Annotated in this window: 22 protein-coding genes and 1 tRNA gene; 9 read left to right on the top strand and 14 right to left on the bottom strand. The window is 60.3% G+C overall.

Annotation, left to right across the window (positions count from 1 at the left end; translation table 11 throughout):
• Positions 1 to 4 precede the first annotated feature (4 nt).
• From HMPREF2896_RS01490 to HMPREF2896_RS01475, 4 genes are all read right to left on the bottom strand, one after another.
• Positions 5 to 1,945 (bottom strand): galactan 5-O-arabinofuranosyltransferase, encoded by a 1,941-nt coding sequence (locus HMPREF2896_RS01490; protein ID WP_070717117.1) that lies wholly within the window; start codon positions 1,943 to 1,945, stop codon positions 5 to 7.
• Positions 1,946 to 1,983: 38 nt separating this feature from the next.
• Entirely contained in the window at positions 1,984 to 2,742 is a 759-nt protein-coding gene (locus tag HMPREF2896_RS01485) for a decaprenylphospho-beta-D-erythro-pentofuranosid-2-ulose 2-reductase (RefSeq protein ID WP_070710451.1), read from the bottom strand.
• 14 nt (positions 2,743 to 2,756) lie between these two features.
• Positions 2,757 to 4,172: a decaprenylphosphoryl-beta-D-ribose oxidase gene (locus HMPREF2896_RS01480; protein WP_070717114.1), complete on the bottom strand. Its 1,416-nt coding sequence runs from the start codon at positions 4,170 to 4,172 to the stop codon at positions 2,757 to 2,759.
• A 148-nt stretch (positions 4,173 to 4,320) separates the two neighbouring features.
• The gene (locus HMPREF2896_RS01475) at positions 4,321 to 4,599 is read right to left on the bottom strand and encodes a hypothetical protein (protein WP_070644676.1); all 279 of its coding nucleotides are present in this window, start codon (positions 4,597 to 4,599) and stop codon (positions 4,321 to 4,323) included.
• Positions 4,600 to 4,635: 36 nt separating this feature from the next.
• On the opposite strand from HMPREF2896_RS01475, the gene HMPREF2896_RS01470 reads away from it, so the two are divergent.
• From HMPREF2896_RS01470 to HMPREF2896_RS01455, 4 genes are read left to right on the top strand one after another with little or no spacing between them, the layout of a single operon-like run.
• A complete protein-coding gene (locus tag HMPREF2896_RS01470; RefSeq protein WP_070717111.1) occupies positions 4,636 to 5,058 on the top strand; it encodes a hypothetical protein in 423 nt (140 codons plus the stop codon).
• A 20-nt stretch (positions 5,059 to 5,078) separates the two neighbouring features.
• A complete protein-coding gene (locus HMPREF2896_RS01465) occupies positions 5,079 to 5,954 on the top strand; it encodes a plasmid pRiA4b ORF-3 family protein (protein WP_070717108.1) in 876 nt (291 codons plus the stop codon).
• Positions 5,955 to 5,965: 11 nt separating this feature from the next.
• Positions 5,966 to 6,376, top strand: a complete 411-nt coding sequence (locus tag HMPREF2896_RS01460; protein ID WP_046647042.1) for a GtrA family protein — start codon at positions 5,966 to 5,968, stop codon at positions 6,374 to 6,376.
• A 2-nt stretch (positions 6,377 to 6,378) separates the two neighbouring features.
• The gene (locus HMPREF2896_RS01455) at positions 6,379 to 6,834 is read left to right on the top strand and encodes a GtrA family protein (protein ID WP_070717105.1); all 456 of its coding nucleotides are present in this window, start codon (positions 6,379 to 6,381) and stop codon (positions 6,832 to 6,834) included.
• On the opposite strand, the gene HMPREF2896_RS01450 is transcribed toward HMPREF2896_RS01455, so the two are convergent.
• Together HMPREF2896_RS01450 and HMPREF2896_RS01445 are read right to left on the bottom strand one after the other, a co-directional pair.
• Positions 6,831 to 7,736, bottom strand: a complete 906-nt coding sequence (locus HMPREF2896_RS01450; RefSeq protein WP_070717103.1) for a galactofuranosyltransferase GlfT1 — start codon at positions 7,734 to 7,736, stop codon at positions 6,831 to 6,833. The genes HMPREF2896_RS01455 and HMPREF2896_RS01450 overlap by 4 nt on opposite strands.
• A 60-nt stretch (positions 7,737 to 7,796) precedes the next feature.
• Entirely contained in the window at positions 7,797 to 8,255 is a 459-nt protein-coding gene (locus HMPREF2896_RS01445; RefSeq protein WP_070717101.1) for a hypothetical protein, read from the bottom strand.
• 197 nt (positions 8,256 to 8,452) lie between these two features.
• On the opposite strand from HMPREF2896_RS01445, the gene HMPREF2896_RS01440 reads away from it, so the two are divergent.
• The gene (locus HMPREF2896_RS01440; protein WP_070644682.1) at positions 8,453 to 9,058 is read left to right on the top strand and encodes a GNAT family N-acetyltransferase; all 606 of its coding nucleotides are present in this window, start codon (positions 8,453 to 8,455) and stop codon (positions 9,056 to 9,058) included.
• Between the two features lie 63 nt (positions 9,059 to 9,121).
• A complete protein-coding gene (locus HMPREF2896_RS01435; protein WP_070710439.1) occupies positions 9,122 to 10,012 on the top strand; it encodes a Fic family protein in 891 nt (296 codons plus the stop codon).
• Here HMPREF2896_RS01435 and HMPREF2896_RS01430 read toward each other — a convergent pair.
• On the bottom strand, positions 10,009 to 10,806 hold the full coding sequence (locus tag HMPREF2896_RS01430) for a galactan export ABC transporter ATP-binding subunit Wzt/RfbE (RefSeq protein WP_070444344.1): 798 nt from the start codon (positions 10,804 to 10,806) through the stop codon (positions 10,009 to 10,011). The two genes, HMPREF2896_RS01435 and HMPREF2896_RS01430, sit on opposite strands and share 4 nt — an antisense overlap.
• A gap of 12 nt (positions 10,807 to 10,818) precedes the next feature.
• Positions 10,819 to 11,670, bottom strand: coding sequence for a galactan export ABC transporter permease subunit Wzm/RfbD (locus HMPREF2896_RS01425; protein ID WP_070444741.1), 852 nt, complete (start codon positions 11,668 to 11,670; stop codon positions 10,819 to 10,821).
• 195 nt (positions 11,671 to 11,865) lie between these two features.
• Here HMPREF2896_RS01425 and HMPREF2896_RS01420 point away from each other — a divergent pair, with 195 nt between their 5' ends.
• A complete protein-coding gene (locus HMPREF2896_RS01420; protein ID WP_070444342.1) occupies positions 11,866 to 13,077 on the top strand; it encodes an aminotransferase class V-fold PLP-dependent enzyme in 1,212 nt (403 codons plus the stop codon).
• Here HMPREF2896_RS01420 and HMPREF2896_RS01415 read toward each other — a convergent pair.
• Positions 13,074 to 14,030 carry an NAD(P)H-quinone oxidoreductase gene (locus HMPREF2896_RS01415; RefSeq protein WP_070717097.1) on the bottom strand — a complete coding sequence of 319 codons (957 nt, stop codon included), beginning with the start codon at positions 14,028 to 14,030 and terminating at the stop codon, positions 13,074 to 13,076. The two genes, HMPREF2896_RS01420 and HMPREF2896_RS01415, sit on opposite strands and share 4 nt — an antisense overlap.
• Positions 14,031 to 14,045: 15 nt before the next feature.
• On the bottom strand, positions 14,046 to 14,942 hold the full coding sequence (locus tag HMPREF2896_RS01410) for an NAD(P)/FAD-dependent oxidoreductase (protein ID WP_070710431.1): 897 nt from the start codon (positions 14,940 to 14,942) through the stop codon (positions 14,046 to 14,048).
• Positions 14,943 to 15,088: 146 nt separating this feature from the next.
• On the opposite strand from HMPREF2896_RS01410, the gene HMPREF2896_RS01405 reads away from it, so the two are divergent.
• Both HMPREF2896_RS01405 and HMPREF2896_RS12775 read left to right on the top strand, forming a co-directional pair.
• Positions 15,089 to 15,176, top strand: a tRNA-Ser gene (locus tag HMPREF2896_RS01405).
• Between the two features lie 352 nt (positions 15,177 to 15,528).
• Complete coding sequence (locus tag HMPREF2896_RS12775; RefSeq protein ID WP_168163677.1) at positions 15,529 to 15,669, top strand: type II toxin-antitoxin system Phd/YefM family antitoxin; 141 nt, start codon at positions 15,529 to 15,531, stop codon at positions 15,667 to 15,669.
• Between the two features lie 79 nt (positions 15,670 to 15,748).
• On the opposite strand, the gene HMPREF2896_RS12300 is transcribed toward HMPREF2896_RS12775, so the two are convergent.
• Genes HMPREF2896_RS12300 through HMPREF2896_RS01390 form a run of 4 tightly spaced genes read right to left on the bottom strand, consistent with a single transcriptional unit; the run spans position 15,749 to position 17,831 of the window.
• Positions 15,749 to 16,018, bottom strand: coding sequence for a type II toxin-antitoxin system RelE family toxin (locus HMPREF2896_RS12300; protein ID WP_070444336.1), 270 nt, complete (start codon positions 16,016 to 16,018; stop codon positions 15,749 to 15,751).
• 9 nt (positions 16,019 to 16,027) lie between these two features.
• The gene (locus HMPREF2896_RS12295; RefSeq protein ID WP_371325882.1) at positions 16,028 to 16,282 is read right to left on the bottom strand and encodes a prevent-host-death family protein; all 255 of its coding nucleotides are present in this window, start codon (positions 16,280 to 16,282) and stop codon (positions 16,028 to 16,030) included.
• Positions 16,283 to 16,339: 57 nt separating this feature from the next.
• The gene (locus HMPREF2896_RS01395) at positions 16,340 to 17,095 is read right to left on the bottom strand and encodes an NAD-dependent deacylase (RefSeq protein ID WP_070717096.1); all 756 of its coding nucleotides are present in this window, start codon (positions 17,093 to 17,095) and stop codon (positions 16,340 to 16,342) included.
• Positions 17,096 to 17,099: 4 nt separating this feature from the next.
• The gene (locus tag HMPREF2896_RS01390; protein WP_070717192.1) at positions 17,100 to 17,831 is read right to left on the bottom strand and encodes a DUF1648 domain-containing protein; all 732 of its coding nucleotides are present in this window, start codon (positions 17,829 to 17,831) and stop codon (positions 17,100 to 17,102) included.
• Between the last annotated feature and the right edge of the window lie 85 nt (positions 17,832 to 17,916).

Below are 17,916 nucleotides of genomic sequence, written 5' to 3'. Positions count from 1 at the left end.
CTTCTTAAGATCGCGCCGCCACGACGAAGGGGCCGATTTGTTGCGTGTTCCAACCTTCCTCAAAGACCTCTGGGTTGAAGAACACCGCGCGGTAGCGCACGTTGGGCTGGTTGGGGTAGATGTCTTCCGCCAAGTGCGTTTTGTAACCATCGCCGGGTTCTTCTAGGTCGCCGCGGAAGATGAGGACGTCCGGCCCGCGCCACGGTGCGGACTGAAGCGACTTCGCAAACTCTTCCGGAGTCTGCTCCCAGGACTTGGAAGCCCACTCCTCGATCTGCAGGTTGCGGGTGCTGAACTCTCCCAGCGGGTTGGCGTAATTACTGGTGAAGGCGTTGAATCCGTAGTAGGGGTTATAGGCCATGAAGAGCTTCTCATCGGTCAGGACAACCGTGTCATTGGCCTCGTAGCCCTGGGCATCGATGAACTCGCGGATCTCGCCGTAGTTGGCGGAAGAATCGCTGGTGTAGCGGTCCGCGCGTTCCCCGTAGCCGTCGGTATCGGTATAGGCATGGTCCAAGGCGGTCACGTTCGTTGCCGGGATCTGCTGGGCATAGTAAACACCGCCAAGCCCCATGAGGATGGCAAAGGCTAGGGTCAGGCGCTTGCTGGTGACCTCGCTGAAGCCTTCCGGGTAGAGCGTGGGCAGGCCCATGAGGCGGATGTCGGCCAGCGCGAGGATGCCGGCCGTAGCGAAAAGCACCACGACGATCAGCTCTAGGCGGAAGCCCAGCAGCGTGCTGCCGGCGAGGGCCATGACCATGGAGGCCAAGATCCACAGGTAGGTGCCGACAAGAGCGGTGCTCAGAGCGCGGATTTCGGGCTCGTCGATGCGCATGACGAGGTAAATCAAGCCGATCAGGCTGAGGATGCCAATGACGGACAACGAGAGGAAAGGCGCCGGGATTTGGGTGCCTTCTTCCGGCAGGTAATGCTGCGCGGTGGACTCCAGCGGGGCAGTGGCGTGCAGGACCCCGTAGAGGTAGGGCGCCCAGGCGATCGCAGCGATGGCCAGGGAACCGGCCGCGATGGTGACCAAGTGCACGAGGGGTACCCATGTGCGCTCAGCGACGCCGGTGACCAGTGCAATGAGGCTGACGATGGTGAGCGCCACTGCACCCGTGTAGAGCGTGTAGAAGCAGGCAGAAACTCCCAGGTAGATAGCGATTGCGGCAGTAGAGAACCAGGAAGCCCTGTAGAAAGCGTGGGAGCACAGGACGGCCACTGCCGGGACGCCCATGGCGATGACGGCGGAATAGGGCTCCTCAGCGCCAATGGTCAGGGTCACCGCCATGGTGGTCAACGCAATGGCGGTGGCAACTGGCAGCGAACCGCTGAGCCTTTGCCACACCGGAACCAGGATGCACCCGGCCACGGCCAGGGAGATAAGGCTCCACGGTTGATAAACCTCCCAGCCCGGCATGTTGAGAAGGTTCGCGAGCCGCCCGCCCATCCAGAACCAGCCCAACGGGTAGAAGGTAGGCAGGCCCTCGTAGTTCATGTCCGCATAAGAGCTGGCCTCTGTGGCGCGGGTGAGGAATTGGGTACGGAATACCTGGTCGACTTGGACGCCGTCGAGCCACAGGCGGGAAGCCGAAAGGGGCAAGCCGATACTGGTCAGCGTGAGCAGCGCTGGGGAGATATAACACACAGCGGTGGTGAGCCACGTCCGCCAGCGGGGGCGCGGCGTAATAATCCACCACGCGCACAGAGCGCCCACCAAGAGAACGGTGAGCGCAGTTCCCGCCGTGCTCAACGCACGGGTCACCATCGACGTACTGAACGCCGGGAGGGAGACCGTTTTGAAAGCGAAGAAACCAATGAGCGTAACAAGGCCGCCACCTACAGCGGCGGCGGCAATACCCACGAGGCTGGCGCGACGCGTCAAGCGGTCGACGTTATATTCCACGGTGGGGGAGATAGACGACGTGGCGGGAGACTCAGTCATGTAAGTAGTTTCCCATACGCCGTGGACATAGCGGAACTTTAGAAAGGCAGCTTCCGGAATATCGCCTGTGGGATGAACTTGAATCCCAAGGACACGTACTCAAACAGCGGGTGCACGAAGATGGACTGCTTGCCATCCAGCACCGCCTTGACGGTGGCCTTAGCCACGTCGGAGACGTTGACGGTCAGGGGAGCCTCGCCGGCTTCCGCCGACATCTTGGTGCGCACCTGGCCTGGGCGAACCACGAGCACCTTGGCGCCGGAGCCGCGCAGGGCCTCACCGAGGTTGATGAAGAAGCCGTCGACACCGGCCTTGGAGGCGCCGTAAACAAAGTTGGAGCGGCGCACGCGCATGCCGGCGACGGAAGACAGCGCCACGATGGTGCCGTGGCCCTGCTGCTGGAACTTCTGGCCGAGTAAGACACCGAGGGAAACCGGTGCGGTGAAGTTAGTCTGGGCCGAGGCAACTGCCTTGGCCTGGTCCTGCCACAGTTCCTCCTGGTCACCGAGGGTGCCGAAGGCGATGATGGCGACGTCGACATCGCCGCGCTCAAAGGCGCGGTTGACGACGTCCCCGTGGCCCTCAAAGTCAGTCGCGTCGAAGTCGATGACCTCGACGTCGCCACCGCGGGACTCGATGGTTGCGCGAGCATCCGCGATACGCGGGGAGTCCGCACGAGCCGCCAGGGTGACCTTGGCCGGGCCGCGCTCGAGGAATTCCTCGACGATGCCGAGGCCGATCTCGGAGGTGCCGCCGAGAAGGAGGATGTGTTGTGCTTGGCCTACTGCATTCAGCATGAGGTGATTCCTTTCTAGTGCAGCTCGAGGCGGCGGGACATATCGGAGGCGAAGACGCCGGTCGGGTCGATGTCGTTGCGAGTCTTGAGCCAGCCCTCGAGGCCCGGGTACATCTTGTGGAAGTTCTCCGCTGAGGTGCGGGACTCCTTGGCCAGGTAGAGGCGGCCACCGAATTCCATGACGCGCTTATCCAGATCATCGAGGAAAGCGCCCAGGCCCGGCTTGATGGGGAAGTCCACGCAGACATTCCAGCCCGGCATCGGGTAGGACAGCGGGGCCTTGTTACCCGGGCCGAAGAGCTTGAACACGTTGAGCGCGGAGTAGTGGCCGGAGCGCTGCATGTCGCGGATGATGTCCTTGAAGGGCTCGACGGCGTCGGTCGGCACCACGAATTGGTACTGAAGGAAGCCGTTGGAGCCGTAGCCGCGGTTCCACTCGCCGATGAGATCGAGCGGCTGGTAGAACTGCGTGAGGTTCTTGACCTGGTTACGCGCCGGGGCGCCCATGAGGTAGTAGGCCTCACCGATAGCCATGAGCGAAAGCTTGTTCATGGTGAAGTTCGGGAAGATATCCGGAACCGTCATCAGCTGCGGGGCATTGAACTTTAGCGGGTCCTTCGCCAGTTTCGGGGCGAGCTCTTCGAGCTGCTCCAGGGTGGCCAGGGAGCCGCGGGAAATAGTGGAGCGGCCCAGCTTTGGTTCCGGGGAGATGACGTCGAACCACGCGGAGGAGTACGTGTAGTTGTGCTCCGAGCCATCGGAGTGGAAGGCCACGGTTTCATCGAGGTTATCCGTGCGGTCGGTATCCGCAATGAAGTAGGCGGTTTCCGTCTTCGTCATCTTGATCTTGGCGCGCAGGATGATGCCGGTCAGGCCCATGCCGCCGACGGTGGCCCAGAAAAGATCACCGCTCGGGTCATCCTCAGAGCCTTCCGGGGTCAGATGGAGGACTCGGCCGTCTGCCACGAGCAGCTCCATGGAGGTGACGTGGTCACCGAAAGAACCGGCGGAGTGGTGGTTCTTGCCGTGGATGTCCGGGCCGATAGCACCACCGATGGTGACCTGGCGGGTGCCCGGCAGAACAGGAACCCACAGGCCATAGGGCAGGGCAGCCTTCATGAGCTGGTCGAGGGTGACGCCACCGTCGACGTCGACGATGCCCGACTCCGGATCGATGGAGTGGATCTTGTTGAGCGGTTGCATGTCGATGACGAGGCCACCGGCGTTCTGCGCGGGGTCGCCGTAGGAGCGGCCCATACCGCGGGCGATGACGCCGCGGCGCAGGTGGGAAGGCTTATCAGCATTGTCCTCAGCCACCTGGGCGACGGCAGCCTTGATGACGTCGACGTCCGGGGTGGACAAAACGTGGGCGGTTGTTGCCGCCGTGCGGCCCCAACCGTGGAGGGACTTCTCAGTAGTATGCAGTTCCATCTCTTACTCTTTGATTCGATGTGATGGGTCGGTTTCCTACACTACCTAGGCAGTCGTGCCTGTGGCGGCAGTGAAAACGTGAGATTAGGTACAAAAGCCAAGCAAACGGAACATTTGTGCTGTCCGGTTGTGTGGGTTTAGTTCGGAATTAGTAAAGATCCATGATCTCGCGGATTTCTTCCGGCAGTTCTTCTTGGGAGCTAATTTCTGGGCCTTCATAGGCGCGCAGGATCTCATAGACGCGGCCGCGCGACGTGGAATCGAGGATGGGCAGTTCCTCGGCGATGAGTCGCGTCATAAAACCATTAAGCGGCAGCGAGGTGTGTTCCGTCGCCAGAAAGTGACCGTGACGCTTGTCTTCCTCGGCGCGCTCATCTTGCGCTGCTCGCTGTGCCGGGGTGAGGTGCTCTTTTTTAGAGGAGTACATGCACGGTAGCCTACCGCCCGCCTAAAGTGGGGCGGTATGACCTCTCCCAAGCAAGATAATTATGCGCTGGATGACACCCTCGCCGGACGCATCACCCAAGCCGCGGCCGTGGCGATCATGACCTCTTATCCGGATTGGATCAAGAACAAGACTGCGCTCGTGTCCGCCTATGTCCTGTCTTTCTTAGGCTTTGGTGCACTCGTGGCAATTACTAATGCCGAGAGCCACGAGGGGCAACCGGAGCCGGAGAAGCCGGAGGTGCCGCTGTGGACGCTTCCGGTTGGCCTTGGTGCGCTCGTGGTTGGCGGCTGGTTGGGGATTAAGGCACAGCGGGGAATCGTTGGCTTTATCCGCCGCCGCGGCGTGGCAAAACCGTGGACGGTGTGGGGTGGAATCGGGGCCGCCATCGTGTTCATCCTCAGCGAGCTCGAAGCACGCGAGAACGCCGCTCGAAACTAAAAGTGCGTATGGTGGGGCACATGAGCTCACAGGTCACAGATTTGGCGCAGGTCCGCGCCAAACGTGGTGATTCTGCTCGAACCCTGTTGTGTCAGGTGTCCAACGTCCGCGCGGAAGCCGAGGTGCACCGTCAGATTGGTTTCTCGGACGCACTCACGCTGGAAGAGCTTCATCATATTCTCGAGGTCTGCTTCGGACTGCCTCAAGAGGATTCGCCGTGGCACTTTTTTGAACATACCGATGCCCGCGGCCAACGAATCGATCCGAGCCATACCGTGCGCGAATTCTTAAGCCGCGAAGGCGAGCAGATTGATTATGCCTGGGGGCTGTGGGATTTCGAGATAGTCGTGGTGGAGACCTATCCGCGCGATAACGGCACGCCGGAGGCCCTGTGCGTGGGCGGTTCCGGTTCTTTCCACACACCCTTTGATCTCACCGCCGTGAATGCTGAGCTCACAGGCCAGGAAACGATTGATGAAGTTCTGGATCTTGTGGTTAGTCCCGTCCGCGCGCTCATTGAAAGAACCCGGCTCTATGACTTCGTTCCGCTCCTCCAAGCTTTGGACTTGCATCGCGAAGTCAGCATTGATGCTCGGGCGTACCGCCAGCTGCGTACTCTGCCGCGAGAAGTAACAAACGAAGGCAAGGACGCCTTTTGGTCGATGGCGCTGGCGCTGTCCTGTATGGGCGGGCGCGAGCTGACGGATTCCGTGGTGGAGACCGCCATGGCGGCGTTGGGCTGGGTCGACGATGACGGCGAGGAGCTTCGCGGTGCTGAGATTCGGGAGCTGTGCACGGCTTCGCTTAAGGTGCTTTCTTCTCTCGGCGCCTATGGTGAAGACGCCGTCGCACCCGTGGATCGCCTGGACATTTACCGCGCCCTCATCCGCGGGTAGAGTATTGCGCCGTGACTGAACCTACTTCCACCCTAAAGACACAGCTCGTGCGCTTTGTCTCCGTCGGTGTTTTCACTGCGGCCATCGACTATGGCCTCACCCTCTTCCTGACGTACCTAGGCCTGCACCGTTCCCTGGCCAAGGCGATTGGCTGGGTTTTCGGTACCATCGCCGCGTATGTGGCCAATGCTCGCTGGACTTTCGGTGCACAAGTATCTGGGCGTACCGCCGGTGCCGTGGGCATGCTGTACCTGTCTACCTTCGCCGTGCAGAACTTCCTGTATTGGGTGCTCAACGCTCCGCTGATCAGTCTGGGCTTTGAGGGCGCACTGAAGGACACTATCGCCTTCGTCATCGCGCAGGGCGTGGCCACGGTGACTAACTTCGCCATTCAGCGCGTGTTCATTTTTAAGGGCAAGTAACTATGGCAGGTCGCGCCGAACGCTTCTCCCAGTCGAACTCCCTGCATGCGCAGGGTGCGAAGTTCGCCATCACGGGAGCTATTGCCGCGCTTATCGACGTCTCCCTGACCTGGCTCTTCCAAATCGGATTAGGCGTATTCGGCGACGTGGGCTCCCGAACTATTGGCTTTGCTGTGGGTACTTTCGTGGCCTACCTGCTGAACCGGCGCTGGACCTTCAACGCGCGGGCCTCGAAGCGCCGCTTTGTTGCGGTCTTGGCCACCTACGCCATGACCTATGCGGTCAACATTTTGTTGTATCGCTGGGCCTTCCCCTTTTTCGACCACAACCTAGACTGGCCTTCGTCCTGGGCACTGGCGGTGGCCTTTGTGATTGCGCAAGGCACGGCAACACTCATCAACTTCTTTGTGCAGCGCTGGGTGATTTTCCGCAGCACGCGCAAGTCCTTTGAGGTTTAGGGCCTGCGGAAGTCTTCCTTGCGGCCACGGTTGTGCAGGCGCAACCACTCTACAAAGCCCTTCACGTCATGTTGCTGGACCAGGAAAAACCAGCCAAAACGTGCGAATTCCTGCGGTAGCAGCTTGCGCATGCCGCGCTGCCACAGAAGGTAGCCGCGGTTGCGGTAGGTAAAGAAGCGCTTGAACTCACCGTCTGGGTATTGCGTGTGCATTTTTCCGCCGAGGATGGGCTTGAACTCGTCGGAGCCGTCTGGGTGCAGGTAGCTGGTGGTCAGCGCAGTGCCGAAGCTCAAGCCCGAGTTGACCAGGCGGCGGTGGTACTCCACCTCATCACCACGGATGAACAGGCGGTAATCTGGCACGCCGATGATCTCCATGGCCTCGGCGGAGATGAGCGCGCCGTTGAAGAGGGAGGCGATGCCGGGGAGGAAGTCGCCCTCTAATTCGCTCATGTAGCGCCGCCACACCAGGCCTTGGCGCAGCGGGAAGGCCAGCTTCGCGGGCTCGTTGATGTTGCACACGGCGGGAGAGACTTCGTGGAGTGCGTTGTTTTCCGCAACTCGGTAGAGCTCCTCTAGCACGTGGTGGTCGGCGGGGCGGCCATCATCATCCGCGCACCACACCGCGTCCGCGCCGAGGGCCAACGCCGTCAGGAAGCCCAACGCGAAGCCTCCCGCACCGCCAAGGTTGGTTTCAGAAGGCACGTAGACGCCGCGCTCGCCGGCCAGTTCGTGGAGGAGCTCCTCTACTGCTGCTTCCGCACCGTTATCCACTACGATCACCCACTGCACTGGGTGCGTTTGGTTCACCACCTGTTCAAGGGAGGCGCGCAGTAGCTCCACGCGCTGGTGGGTGACGATCACAGCGGCCGTTGTACCGGCCTGGGACAGGGTGGCAGTCATGGGTTCTATTGTGCCACCCGCCTGTGGCACTCAGGTGCGTGACATGGAGGTGGCAAAGGTTTAGGCGTTGAAGCCCGGAATCTTGATGAAGCCGGAGTTCACAGCATTGACAACGCCAGCGATGAGGCCGAGCACAATCGCGGCGATAGAGGTGCCAACGAGGATTTCAGCGGTGGTTCCCACCGGGTATTCCTTGGCGGTGTCATTCTTCAGGGAAGACATGGCGACATCCTTGGCGGAGCCAGCAGTCTCCAGGGCTTCATTGATTTCCTCAGGGGTGCTGCTGCCCTCGCTACTACCCTTGCTGCTGATAGCTTCAGCGCCCTTCTCAATGCCGTAATCCACGGAGGAGGCGTAGCCATCGCCACCGACGGCTTCCTTGAGTCCTTGCGTAAAGATGTAGCCAAGGACCTCGGCCTCGGAAACCTCGGAGGAACCCTTCTCAGCAGCGGTGGCCGGGGCGATAGACAGGGACAGTGCGGTAGCAGCGGCTACAACGCCAGCGGCGAAACGCTTCATGATAGGGCTCCTTAGCGTTAAGAGAGAACAGTGCCTGTGATTCAGGCTCGCGACGATTTTAACTTGAAAGGACTTGAAAGGATCTGAGAAAAGAAGCAAATAGAAAAAGTTTCTTTCGTGATTCGCCCATACAGGGGGTATGCATATTTCCAGTGCATGAGACTAAAGGTGAGTTCTACGCAAAGTACAGTTATCTCATGACCGTGAGAAGCGTTGAAGAAATGTGGGCTCCCTTTAGGGTTTCCATCCACGTGGGTGAGCTGAGTCTGCGGGTGCTGCGCGACAGTGACATCGCCGCCATTCATGGGGTTAGCGCCGCTGAGATTTTCGGCGAGCCGCTTCCGGAGTACACGTTCCCGTGGTTGAAGCAGAAGCCTGATCCGAGTTTCCGGTGGGCGCATCGCGCACAGATGTCCCCGGAAGAATGGTCGCTCGACTTCGGAGTGCATCTTGATGGTGAGGTTATCGGCTCGGTGGATCTGCGGGCGAAGAATTTCTCCGATAACCATGAGGTTGTAACCGGATCGTGGATCTACCACCGCCTTCAGGGCCGCGGGATAGGTACGCAGATCCGTCATGCCGCTGCGGTCTTCTGCTTTGATTACCTGGGTGCGCATCGGTTGCGCTCGGAGTGGGAGCCGGGAAATGAAGCTTCCCAGGCTGTGTCGCACAAGCTGGGCTACACCATCAACGGCAACAAAGCAGTGTTGCGCAAAGAGGATTATCAGCCGGGGCCGGAAGTGGCTGTGGCCGGCATGAGTGAGGAACTGCGCGCGATGTTGGGAGCCAACTTCGCTGTTTGAGGAATAAATCGTGAAAATGGGAGAGTTTCTACTCAATTTCACGGAAACTTGTAGAATGTTGGCATGCTTAACGCGCGGTCCGCCTCAAAAATCGACGCTCTTCTTGATCGGTATGCGGCGTTGCGGGAGGACGCCCCCGAGGCCGTCGCGGAGATAGCACGCGCAGAAGTGGCGGAGTCGGTGTATAACTCGAACGCCATTGAGAATTCCACGCTGACTTTGGAGGAGACCGAGAACATCTTGGCGGGGTTTACCGCTAGGCCGCACGATTTACGAGAAGTTTTTGAAGCCAAAAACCTGGCGGACGTGACTGAGGAACTTATTCGGGGCGTCGGTAAGCTCGATGCAAACCTCATTCTGCGACTGCATCGTATGTTGCTTCGCGGCATCAATGACGACTGGGCGGGGCGCTTTCGTCGAAGGGGGGAGTGGGTTCGCGTGGGCGCTCATATGGGAGCCAACCCTGAATACGTGGACAGGCTGGTGGACACAGCCATTGCCGAATACTACGAGGACACTAACTTCTTTGTTGACCGAATCGCGCGGTTCCACGCGGAATTTGAAACCATCCATCCTTTTTCAGACGGCAATGGGCGCATCGGGCGCGTCATTATCAATCAACAACTCTTAGAGCTAGGGGCGCCGCCCATCATCATTCCGAACAAGGGAAAAGAGCGCCACTACTACCCAGTGTTCCGTGGCTACCCGGTGAGTGGGGACTTTTCTGCATTGAGCACACTTATCGCGCGGCAACTCGTCGAGTCCTTGCACAAGCGCATCACGCTGCTGACCGCGCCGAGGGTAATTCGCCTGTCGGAATGGGCAAAGGTTAACGGTGTCTCTGGGTCCGTCGCCGCCAATAAGGCGGCGCGGGGTACCATTCCGGCCTTCCGACAGCGTGGAACGTGGATGATTGACGCGCAATATGTCAACGAGGCAGGTAGCAGGGGCTAAACGTTCTCCTCGTTATCGAAGCGCTTACGCAGATCCCGCACGTACTGGCCCACCTCAGGGCCTTCGTACTCGCCGACGACGTCGGAGACCTCGCCCACCGAGCGGATCTGGCCGTGGTCGATCCATAGGGCGGTATCGCACAGCTGGGCCAGGAAGTCATTGGAGTGGGAAGCAAAGACCAGGATGCCGGAGCGCTTCACCAGGTCCTGAAGGCGGACGCGGGCCTTGGCCATGAAAGCAGCGTCGACGGCGCCGATGCCTTCGTCGAGAAGCAGGATCTCTGGCTCAATGGAGGTCACCACGCCCAGCGCTAGGCGCACGCGCATACCAGTGGAGTAGGTGCGCAGCGGCATGGAGAGGTAATCACCCAGCTCAGAGAACTCCGCGATCTCATCCATCTTGGCCTTCATCTGCTTGATGGTCTGGCCCAAGAAGAGGCCGCGGATGATGATGTTGTCGTAGCCGGAGACCTCTGGGTCCATGCCCACGCCGAGGTCGAAGACGGGGGCGACGCGCCCACGGACGTCGGCAGCACCGCGCGTGGGTTCGTAGATGCCGGAGAGCAGGCGCAGCAGAGTGGTTTTGCCCGCGCCGTTGTGGCCGACGAGGCCCACCCGGTCACCTTCGCGCAGGTGGAGGTTGATGTCTTTGAGCGCTTCCACCATGACCACGTTCTGGTCATTCTTGCCAATGGAGCCACCGGCCGTGGAGAGCATCGCCTTCTTGAGAGAACGGGACTTGGCATCAAAGATGGGAAAGTCCACGCAAGCGTTATACGTATCAATGGAAACCATGGACGATCCTTTCTAGACCCAGTAGGAGACGCGGAAGCGCCACTGGCGCATGGCCAGGCCGGCGATGAGCAGGCCGGCGACGGTACAGCCGATGACGATGAGCCAGTGATAACCGGCGACGGGCTCACCAATCATGGGGGCGCGGATGATCTCCATGTAGTGATAGAGCGGGTTGATCTCAGCGATGCGCGCGCGGCTGGCCACGGCACCTCCCTGCTCCTTCAGGGTGTTGGTCATCCACACGATCGGCGTGACGTAGAAAAGCAGCTGGGTCAGAGCCTCCAGCAGCGGGGCAACGTCACGGAAGCGGGTGGCGATGATGCCGAAGAACATGGCTACCCACACGCCGTTAACCAGGAAGAGTCCTAGCGCCGGGATGAACAGGAAGAACTCCCAGCCCAAGTGGCGCGGGAAGATAAGAATGAGCAGCAGCCAGATGATGAGGTTGTGGCCCAAGAAGAGGGTTTGCCGCCAGACTAGGCGGTAGACGTGCACCGACAGTGGTGCGGGCAGCTGTTTGATCAGGCCCTCGTTGTCGATGAAGACCGTCGAGCCTTCCTTAATGGCGCCCGAAATGAAGTTCCACATAATCAAGCCCACGGTCACGTGGGGCAGGAATTCTGCAACCGGGATCTGGAAGAGCATGGAATACAGCAGGCCCAGGGCCGCGGCCATCACGCCGGTTGCGATGGTGATCCAGAAAGGACCCAGCACCGAACGGCGGTAGCGCTGCTTGATGTCTTGGATGCCCAGCTTGAACCACAGCTCGCGCTGGCGCGCGCCTTGCAACAGATCGGCGAAAGCCGCCGACATGGTCATGGAACGCGAGGCCGGCTCCTCGCCGGGTGCAGGCGCGGAGGTCATGCGGGCGACGTCGTCACGCAGGTTTTTCTTGTCTTGCACGTCCTTCACCCTAGCGCGCACCTCCGCCAAACACCTACACACACGCCCTTAACCTGGGAAAACACGAGCGAGCTGGGAAAATCGAGGGTTAGGAAAGATTTACGTGGGGCGTATAGAGTAGGGAGTCGATCGGACGATTCGAGGAAGGGTTGAAGCATGACGGAACAGTATGACGTCGCCAGCGTGCGAGGTCTTTACACTGGTCTGTCCGATGGTTGGACCTACCTGAACGCGCACGCCGCGTCGCAGATTGCAGAACGCGTGGCCTCTGGCGTTGCCCGTTCTTTCCGTATGTCCGCCACGGTGAAACCGCTGGAGGATGCCGTGGGCGCGCACTCGGCGCACCACGACCCCGGAGAGCTCCACGCGGCGGACATGTATGCTTCCGCGCGCCGGGCAGTGGCGGATCTCACGGGGGCGACGGCGGAACGGGTCATCCTGGGCCCGTCGCTGCCGGTGCTGTATCAGGCTTTGGGCGTTGCACTGCGCCCGCTGTTGCGCCGACAGTCTTCGGTGGTGCTCTCCCGTTTTGATTCTCCGGAGTTTACGAGCGCGTTCGCACACCTGGGTACTGATATTCGGTGGGCGCAGCCGGATTTAGGAACTGGCGAGCTTCCGGCATTCCAATACGCTGATCTGGTGGATGGCTCTACGCGTTTTGTCGCCTTTTCTGCCGCCCACGAGCTGCTGGGCACTGTAACACCGGCCGCGGAGATTATTGATTCGGTCCATGAGCGTTCGCGCGCATGGGCGCTTGTCGACGTCTCCTCGATCGCCCCCTACCGTCTCCTCGACTTTGATGCGATTGGGGCGGATATCCTCGGCGTGGATGTGGGTGCTCTCGGTGGTCCGCAGATGGCGGCGCTGGTCTTCCGCGATACTGCGATGTTCCGTCGCCTCGATGAGCTTGTCGTTGGCCCGGTTTCCGCGGGCTTGGCGGGTGGCGTTGGCCCCCTAGTGGATCATGTGGCGGAACTCGCCGGCGGGGAGCGCGGTTCGCGCCGCGTGCGCCTGACGCGTTCGATGCAAGCTCTCTCCGGCTATATGGAGGATCTCACCGGGGATCTCTACAGCCTGTTGGGCACGCTACCGGCCGTTCACATCCTGGGTGTGACGGGTGAGGCGGCTGCCGACGCCTCCGATGACCGCCTCCCGCGCCTCACCTTCGCCGTGCGCGATGTTCCGGCGGATGTGATCCACCGCCGGCTCTTCGACAATGGCCTAGTTACTACCATCGCTCCGCACACCCCGCTGCTCACGGAGATGGGAGTGGAGGAGGTCGGCGGTGCCGTCACGGTTTCGCTGAGTCCGTTTAGCACGTACCACGATGTGGAGCACCTCACCCGCGTGGTCGCGTCTTTGGCTTAGACCTCGAGGACGAGCTTGCCCGTGACCTCGCCGGAGTCGAGGGCTTTGTGGGCTTCGGCGGCGCGAGCAAGCGCATACGTCGCGTGCAGGTGGTGCTTGACGCTGCCGTTCTCTAGCCAGGGCCAGACATTTTTGACGGTGTCCGCAACGATGGCGGCCTTGCCCTCCAACGAGCGGGAGCGCAGCGTGGTGCCCTGCAGGGTCAGACGCTTGTTGAGGAGGATGGCCATGTTGAGCTCGGCCTTCGTGCCACCCTGCATTCCGATGGTGACCATGTGGCCGCCCTTAGCCAGCGCGATGAGGTTCTTCTTGAGGTACTTCGCGCCCATGATGTCGAGGATGACATCGCACTGGTTCTTCAGTTCCTCGGCGAAGTCCTGTTCGTTGTAGTTGATGAGGATGTCCGCGCCGAGTTCCTTGCAGGTCTCGAGTTTTTCGTCCGAGCCAGCCGTCACCGCGACGGTGGCGCCGAGGTTTTTCGCCACCTGGATGGCGAAGGTGCCGATACCGCCCGCGCCGCCGTGGATGAGGATGGTTTGGCCCTTGTTTAGTTTCGCCTCCATAGCGATGTTGGACCATACGGTGCAGGCCACTTCGATAACGGAGGCAGCTTCGGCAAAGGAGTAGCCGCTGGGGATGGGCAGCAGCTGGCCCTTGGGTACGGCGACGTATTCGGCATAGCCGCCGCCGGCGAGCAGCGCGCCGACCTTGGATCCCAGCTCGACGTCGGTGGTGCCTGCGTCGACGACTTCACCGGCGACTTCGAGGCCGATAATCTCCGAAGCGCCCGGCGGCGGCGGGTAGTGCCCGCGGGCCTGGAGCAGGTCGGCGCGGTTTACGCCGGCGGCTTTGACTTTAACGAGGACTTCGCCGGCAGCTAGTTCTGGTGTGGCGACATCCCCCAACTCCAGCGAGTGCGGGTCGTCCAGATTGGTCTGAATGATGGCTTTCATGCCACACCACCGTACTTAAATCCAATCATCCTCGACCAGGAAGGCATTGACCGCGATGGCTGCGGCGTTGGCTTCGCCCATCGCTACCGCGACCTGTGCCGGTGGGTTGACCACGTTGCCCACCGCCCAGATGCGCGGGTGGCTGGTGGCACCGGCGAGGCCCGTTTTGATCAGGCTGCCGCCCATGCCCGACGGCGGGCTGTGGCGGTCAAGGTTGAGGTCAGCGAGAAACTCATCGTGCGGGTGAGGGACAGGCATGTAGAACAGTGCATCGACGGCATGGGTTGTGCTCCCAACCAGGACTTTTCCGTCCTGGAAGGCGGTGACGGGGCCGTCGACAAGCGCAATGCCCCGCCGGGTCAGGTCAGCGCGCTGTTCCTCGGTGAGCTTCATGCCGTTGGTGAAGAAGGTGATGTCCTTGGACCACTGGCGCAGGAGCGCTGCATGGTGCAGGGAGAACTCGCCGATGCAGAGAACACCGAGTTTCTTGTCGGCGACCTCGAACCCGTGGCAGTAAGGGCAGTGGAGGACTGTATCTGCCCAGTTTTCTTCGAGTCCCGGGATGTTTGGATGTACGTCGTCCACACCGCTGGCGACGATGATGGAGCGGGCCGCGACGGTATCTCCATTACTCAATGTGGCGGTGAGTGTTCGGTCATTATCGGTGACGGAATCCACGGTGGTGTTGACGATCTGTACGCCGTAGTTGCGCAGCTGCTCCTTACCGCGCTCCTGGAACTCGAGTGGTGGTGTGCCCTCGAGGGCGATGACACCATGGATTTCGTGGGCGAAGCGATTGCGGGGAGTGGTGGAATCAACAACGAGGACACTGCGGCGGGCGCGGACCATGACCAGTGCTGCCTGAAGGCCGGCCGCGCCACTGCCGATGATGAGGGTATCGACTGTCTGCATAGGCCCGAGTAAACCAGAGCAAGGTATATGCGGCAATGGCTTTCAGTAGGTTGCGCTTTGCACAACGTGATGAGCCGAATTCTTCTCCCGCGGCGGAGTCTAGTACTCTGAACGTGTTGCGCGCGGTGCATGCTGACGCGTGACGAGGAGGCGTGGCAGAGCGGCCGAATGCACTGGTCTTGAAAACCAGCGTGGGGAAACTCACCGCGGGTTCAAATCCCGCCGCCTCCGCCAATTGTTTTGGGGGTCATTTGTAGCGGCTTTGCTTCTGTCCCATGCGGCTGTAACGAAGCTCAGAACGCATCCTGCCAGTAGGAATCCGCTAATTTGCAGGTGGGTGGCCGAGTTTCCGCCGCCGCCAGCCACGACGAGGAAAATCGAAAATGCAATCGCGACAAGGCAGTGGATGACCAACCGGCTATGCGCTCCAAGGTGGCATTGCGGCCAAGCTTTCTCGATAGCCCAGCTCACTGCTGCGAGAATGACATAAAAGACGATTCCCGCTAAGGCTCCTGGAACTAGGTAGAGCATGGATTCATCTCCTCTCGGGGGGAATAATGGTTGTGGTAAGGAAGGCGGTTTCGTGATGTCAGAGGATAACTATTCGGCGTGGGTAGAGACTGATTATCTTTTCGGCTCCCCAGTCAATGCTCGCCGGCTATTGGAGTCTTACGAGCAAGTGCTAGACGGAAAGGCTAAGGAGCACGACATCGATCTAGCTGTGTAAGAACTATCTTCCGATCGAAGTGGAGTATTCACCTTCTGGCAGGGTGGAACCGGTTTTGTTTATCTGAGAGGAATTTTACCTATTTCCGGTAAACATCTCGTCGGTGAGCAATGCGCAGGACGAGCACCACGAGTTTTCCGTCTAAGATTTCATAAACTACGCGATAGTGTCCGACTCGAATTCTGTACAGGTCGTCTGAGGCTCTTAGCTTCTTTACTCCATCAGGGCGAGGGGTAACGGCCAAGTCTTCGATTGCAGCAAGTAGTCGCCTCTGTGTCGGCCTGTCGAGCTTGCGTAGCTCCTTGGCTGCGGATGCCTTATAGGTGATGTGATAAGTGGAGTCAGCCATAGAAGGCGATTAGGTGAGTCCGAGTTCTTTTTTGAGGTCTTCGTGTGAAATCTCTACGGCTTCTCCTCGGGCAATCTCTGCGGTCTGAACATCCTCACGATCTTCTAGTGCTTCGACTGCGCGGGCGAAAAATGAAGGAGAGACGACAAAAGCGCGAATCCGGCTTCCACGACTAGTGATGGCGACGGGTGTGTGCTGTGCCTCTTCAAGAATTTGGCTTTGGGATTGGCGGAATTGGCTGGATGCCACTGACATCGTTTTCATACTGCAAATGTACATCTTGTACATTTCGGTGGGCAAGGGCCGCGGGGTTTCTGGTTGCTACTCGTCTTTGCCATCGATCCGCCCCGCCAAGATGCGAGGCAGCGCCTCCGCTGCGGTGGCGGTGACCACGACGTCGGCAAGCGGCGAGAGGTCCGTGGGCTGCGGGGTGACTTCCACGATGGGGATGCCGCGCGCGTGGGCAATCTGCGGCAGGCCGGCGGCGGGATAGACCACGCCGGAGGTACCCACAATGAGCAGCGCGTCCGCGGTGGACATGCGGCGTTCGGCCTCGGCCCATTCGTCGTTGGGCAAAGCCTCACCGAACCACACCACGCCTGGGCGTACGAGCCCGCCGCACACGGGGCACTCGGGTGGAGTGATGCTCTCGACCGGTTTCTTCGGCAGCGCAATGTCCTCGTCGTACGGTGTATCGCAGTCGGTGCAGCGGAAGGCGAATAGGGAGCCGTGTAGGTGGACCACGTCCTGGCTTCCGGCGCGCTCGTGCAGGTTATCGATATTTTGCGTGGTCACCGTCATGCCGCGTGCGGCAGCAATCGCGCGGTGCCCGGCGTTGGGTTCGGCCCGCTGCGCCAGCTGGGCGCGCCACAGGTACCAGGCGAACATGGGCTTTGGTTCATTACGCCATGCGCTTATCGACGCCATCGCGACCGGATCCACGTTCTCCCAGATGCCCGTCTGCGCATCGCGGTATGTGGCGATGCCGCTATCCGCACTCATACCCGCGCCGGTGAACACCTCAACGTGAGTGGCATCAGAAAGAATCGAGTGTGCGCGCTCAAACAGGTGCTCCATGCATCTAGAGTACGTCGATGAGCACGCAGAATGCTATGGATACGAGAAGGGCAATGCCCATGCGCCACAGGTAGCGCCGTCCCGGTTCGTGGGCGGTGTTGATCTGCAGCTTCGAAGGATTCGTGGAAAAGACTGCCATGCACATCGGGTCTTTAGGTTCTTTGTAGACTCCCATGCCACCGGCAAAGCGGAGTGCTTCGTTGCGAACCTGTTCATCATCGTCGGTTGGTATGGCTTTCACGGCCTTCGCAGATGTCAGCGTCAATCGGACGCCTTGAATCATGATGAACAGGGTGAAGGCTATCCACGCGGCCACGAGGAGAAAGCCCGAGAAGGGGATGTCCGGTACAACCGTGCAGACCGCGGTGAGGCACACGCAGGTCGTCATGGAGAGGACTGTCTGAGCGATGAACGTGGCGGTCTTTTCAGCGAGCAGCTCCGCGCGCTGTGCGGTGGCCTCGGAGAAAGGAAGCGCTGACTCCGCCGGAACCCGTGTTGTCTTTCGCGCCAGCGAGACCGGTGGCACGCACAGCGGCAGCGCAATGGCGAATACAACGCCAATCCACACCAAAGCGGTGGCGTTGAAGAAAGACTTGGGTTCGAAGCGGTCCGGGTTGCCCGAGCCATCGAAGTGGACCGGGATGGGATCAGGCACCGAATCCCAGCGCAGCAGCATGTACCCCAGCGTGAGAGCACACACCACAGCGGTGGCGACGTAATACTGGCGGCTTCTCATGGCAGTAAGCTTACAAGGCGGCAGGCCGAGGACCTCTGCGAAAGGCGTCTGGCAAATGGCATCTGTCAAAAGGCATCTTTGGGAT

The organism is Corynebacterium sp. HMSC069E04 (genome assembly GCF_001813175.1).
GTDB classification, from domain to species: Bacteria; Actinomycetota; Actinomycetes; order Mycobacteriales; family Mycobacteriaceae; genus Corynebacterium; species Corynebacterium aurimucosum.
This window is presented reverse-complemented; position numbering and strand designations above follow the sequence as displayed.

What these genes read in the sequence shown, in the direction of transcription:
- HMPREF2896_RS01490 (WP_070717117.1), bottom strand. Translation starts at nt 1,945, where the DNA reads ATGACTGAGTCTCCCGCCACGTCGTCTATCTCCCCCACCGTGGAATAT.
- HMPREF2896_RS01485 (WP_070710451.1), bottom strand. Translation starts at nt 2,742, where the DNA reads ATGCTGAATGCAGTAGGCCAAGCACAACACATCCTCCTTCTCGGCGGC.
- HMPREF2896_RS01480 (WP_070717114.1), bottom strand. Translation starts at nt 4,172, where the DNA reads ATGGAACTGCATACTACTGAGAAGTCCCTCCACGGTTGGGGCCGCACG.
- HMPREF2896_RS01475 (WP_070644676.1), bottom strand. Translation starts at nt 4,599, where the DNA reads ATGTACTCCTCTAAAAAAGAGCACCTCACCCCGGCACAGCGAGCAGCG.
- HMPREF2896_RS01470 (WP_070717111.1), top strand. Translation starts at nt 4,636, where the DNA reads ATGACCTCTCCCAAGCAAGATAATTATGCGCTGGATGACACCCTCGCC.
- HMPREF2896_RS01465 (WP_070717108.1), top strand. Translation starts at nt 5,079, where the DNA reads ATGAGCTCACAGGTCACAGATTTGGCGCAGGTCCGCGCCAAACGTGGT.
- HMPREF2896_RS01455 (WP_070717105.1), top strand. Translation starts at nt 6,379, where the DNA reads ATGGCAGGTCGCGCCGAACGCTTCTCCCAGTCGAACTCCCTGCATGCG.
- HMPREF2896_RS01450 (WP_070717103.1), bottom strand. Translation starts at nt 7,736, where the DNA reads ATGACTGCCACCCTGTCCCAGGCCGGTACAACGGCCGCTGTGATCGTC.
- HMPREF2896_RS01445 (WP_070717101.1), bottom strand. Translation starts at nt 8,255, where the DNA reads ATGAAGCGTTTCGCCGCTGGCGTTGTAGCCGCTGCTACCGCACTGTCC.
- HMPREF2896_RS01440 (WP_070644682.1), top strand. Translation starts at nt 8,453, where the DNA reads ATGACCGTGAGAAGCGTTGAAGAAATGTGGGCTCCCTTTAGGGTTTCC.
- HMPREF2896_RS01435 (WP_070710439.1), top strand. Translation starts at nt 9,122, where the DNA reads ATGCTTAACGCGCGGTCCGCCTCAAAAATCGACGCTCTTCTTGATCGG.
- HMPREF2896_RS01430 (WP_070444344.1), bottom strand. Translation starts at nt 10,806, where the DNA reads ATGGTTTCCATTGATACGTATAACGCTTGCGTGGACTTTCCCATCTTT.
- HMPREF2896_RS01425 (WP_070444741.1), bottom strand. Translation starts at nt 11,670, where the DNA reads ATGACCTCCGCGCCTGCACCCGGCGAGGAGCCGGCCTCGCGTTCCATG.
- HMPREF2896_RS01420 (WP_070444342.1), top strand. Translation starts at nt 11,866, where the DNA reads ATGACGGAACAGTATGACGTCGCCAGCGTGCGAGGTCTTTACACTGGT.
- HMPREF2896_RS01415 (WP_070717097.1), bottom strand. Translation starts at nt 14,030, where the DNA reads ATGAAAGCCATCATTCAGACCAATCTGGACGACCCGCACTCGCTGGAG.
- HMPREF2896_RS01410 (WP_070710431.1), bottom strand. Translation starts at nt 14,942, where the DNA reads ATGCAGACAGTCGATACCCTCATCATCGGCAGTGGCGCGGCCGGCCTT.
- HMPREF2896_RS12775 (WP_168163677.1), top strand. Translation starts at nt 15,529, where the DNA reads ATGTCAGAGGATAACTATTCGGCGTGGGTAGAGACTGATTATCTTTTC.
- HMPREF2896_RS12300 (WP_070444336.1), bottom strand. Translation starts at nt 16,018, where the DNA reads ATGGCTGACTCCACTTATCACATCACCTATAAGGCATCCGCAGCCAAG.
- HMPREF2896_RS12295 (WP_371325882.1), bottom strand. Translation starts at nt 16,282, where the DNA reads ATGAAAACGATGTCAGTGGCATCCAGCCAATTCCGCCAATCCCAAAGC.
- HMPREF2896_RS01395 (WP_070717096.1), bottom strand. Translation starts at nt 17,095, where the DNA reads ATGGAGCACCTGTTTGAGCGCGCACACTCGATTCTTTCTGATGCCACT.
- HMPREF2896_RS01390 (WP_070717192.1), bottom strand. Translation starts at nt 17,831, where the DNA reads ATGAGAAGCCGCCAGTATTACGTCGCCACCGCTGTGGTGTGTGCTCTC.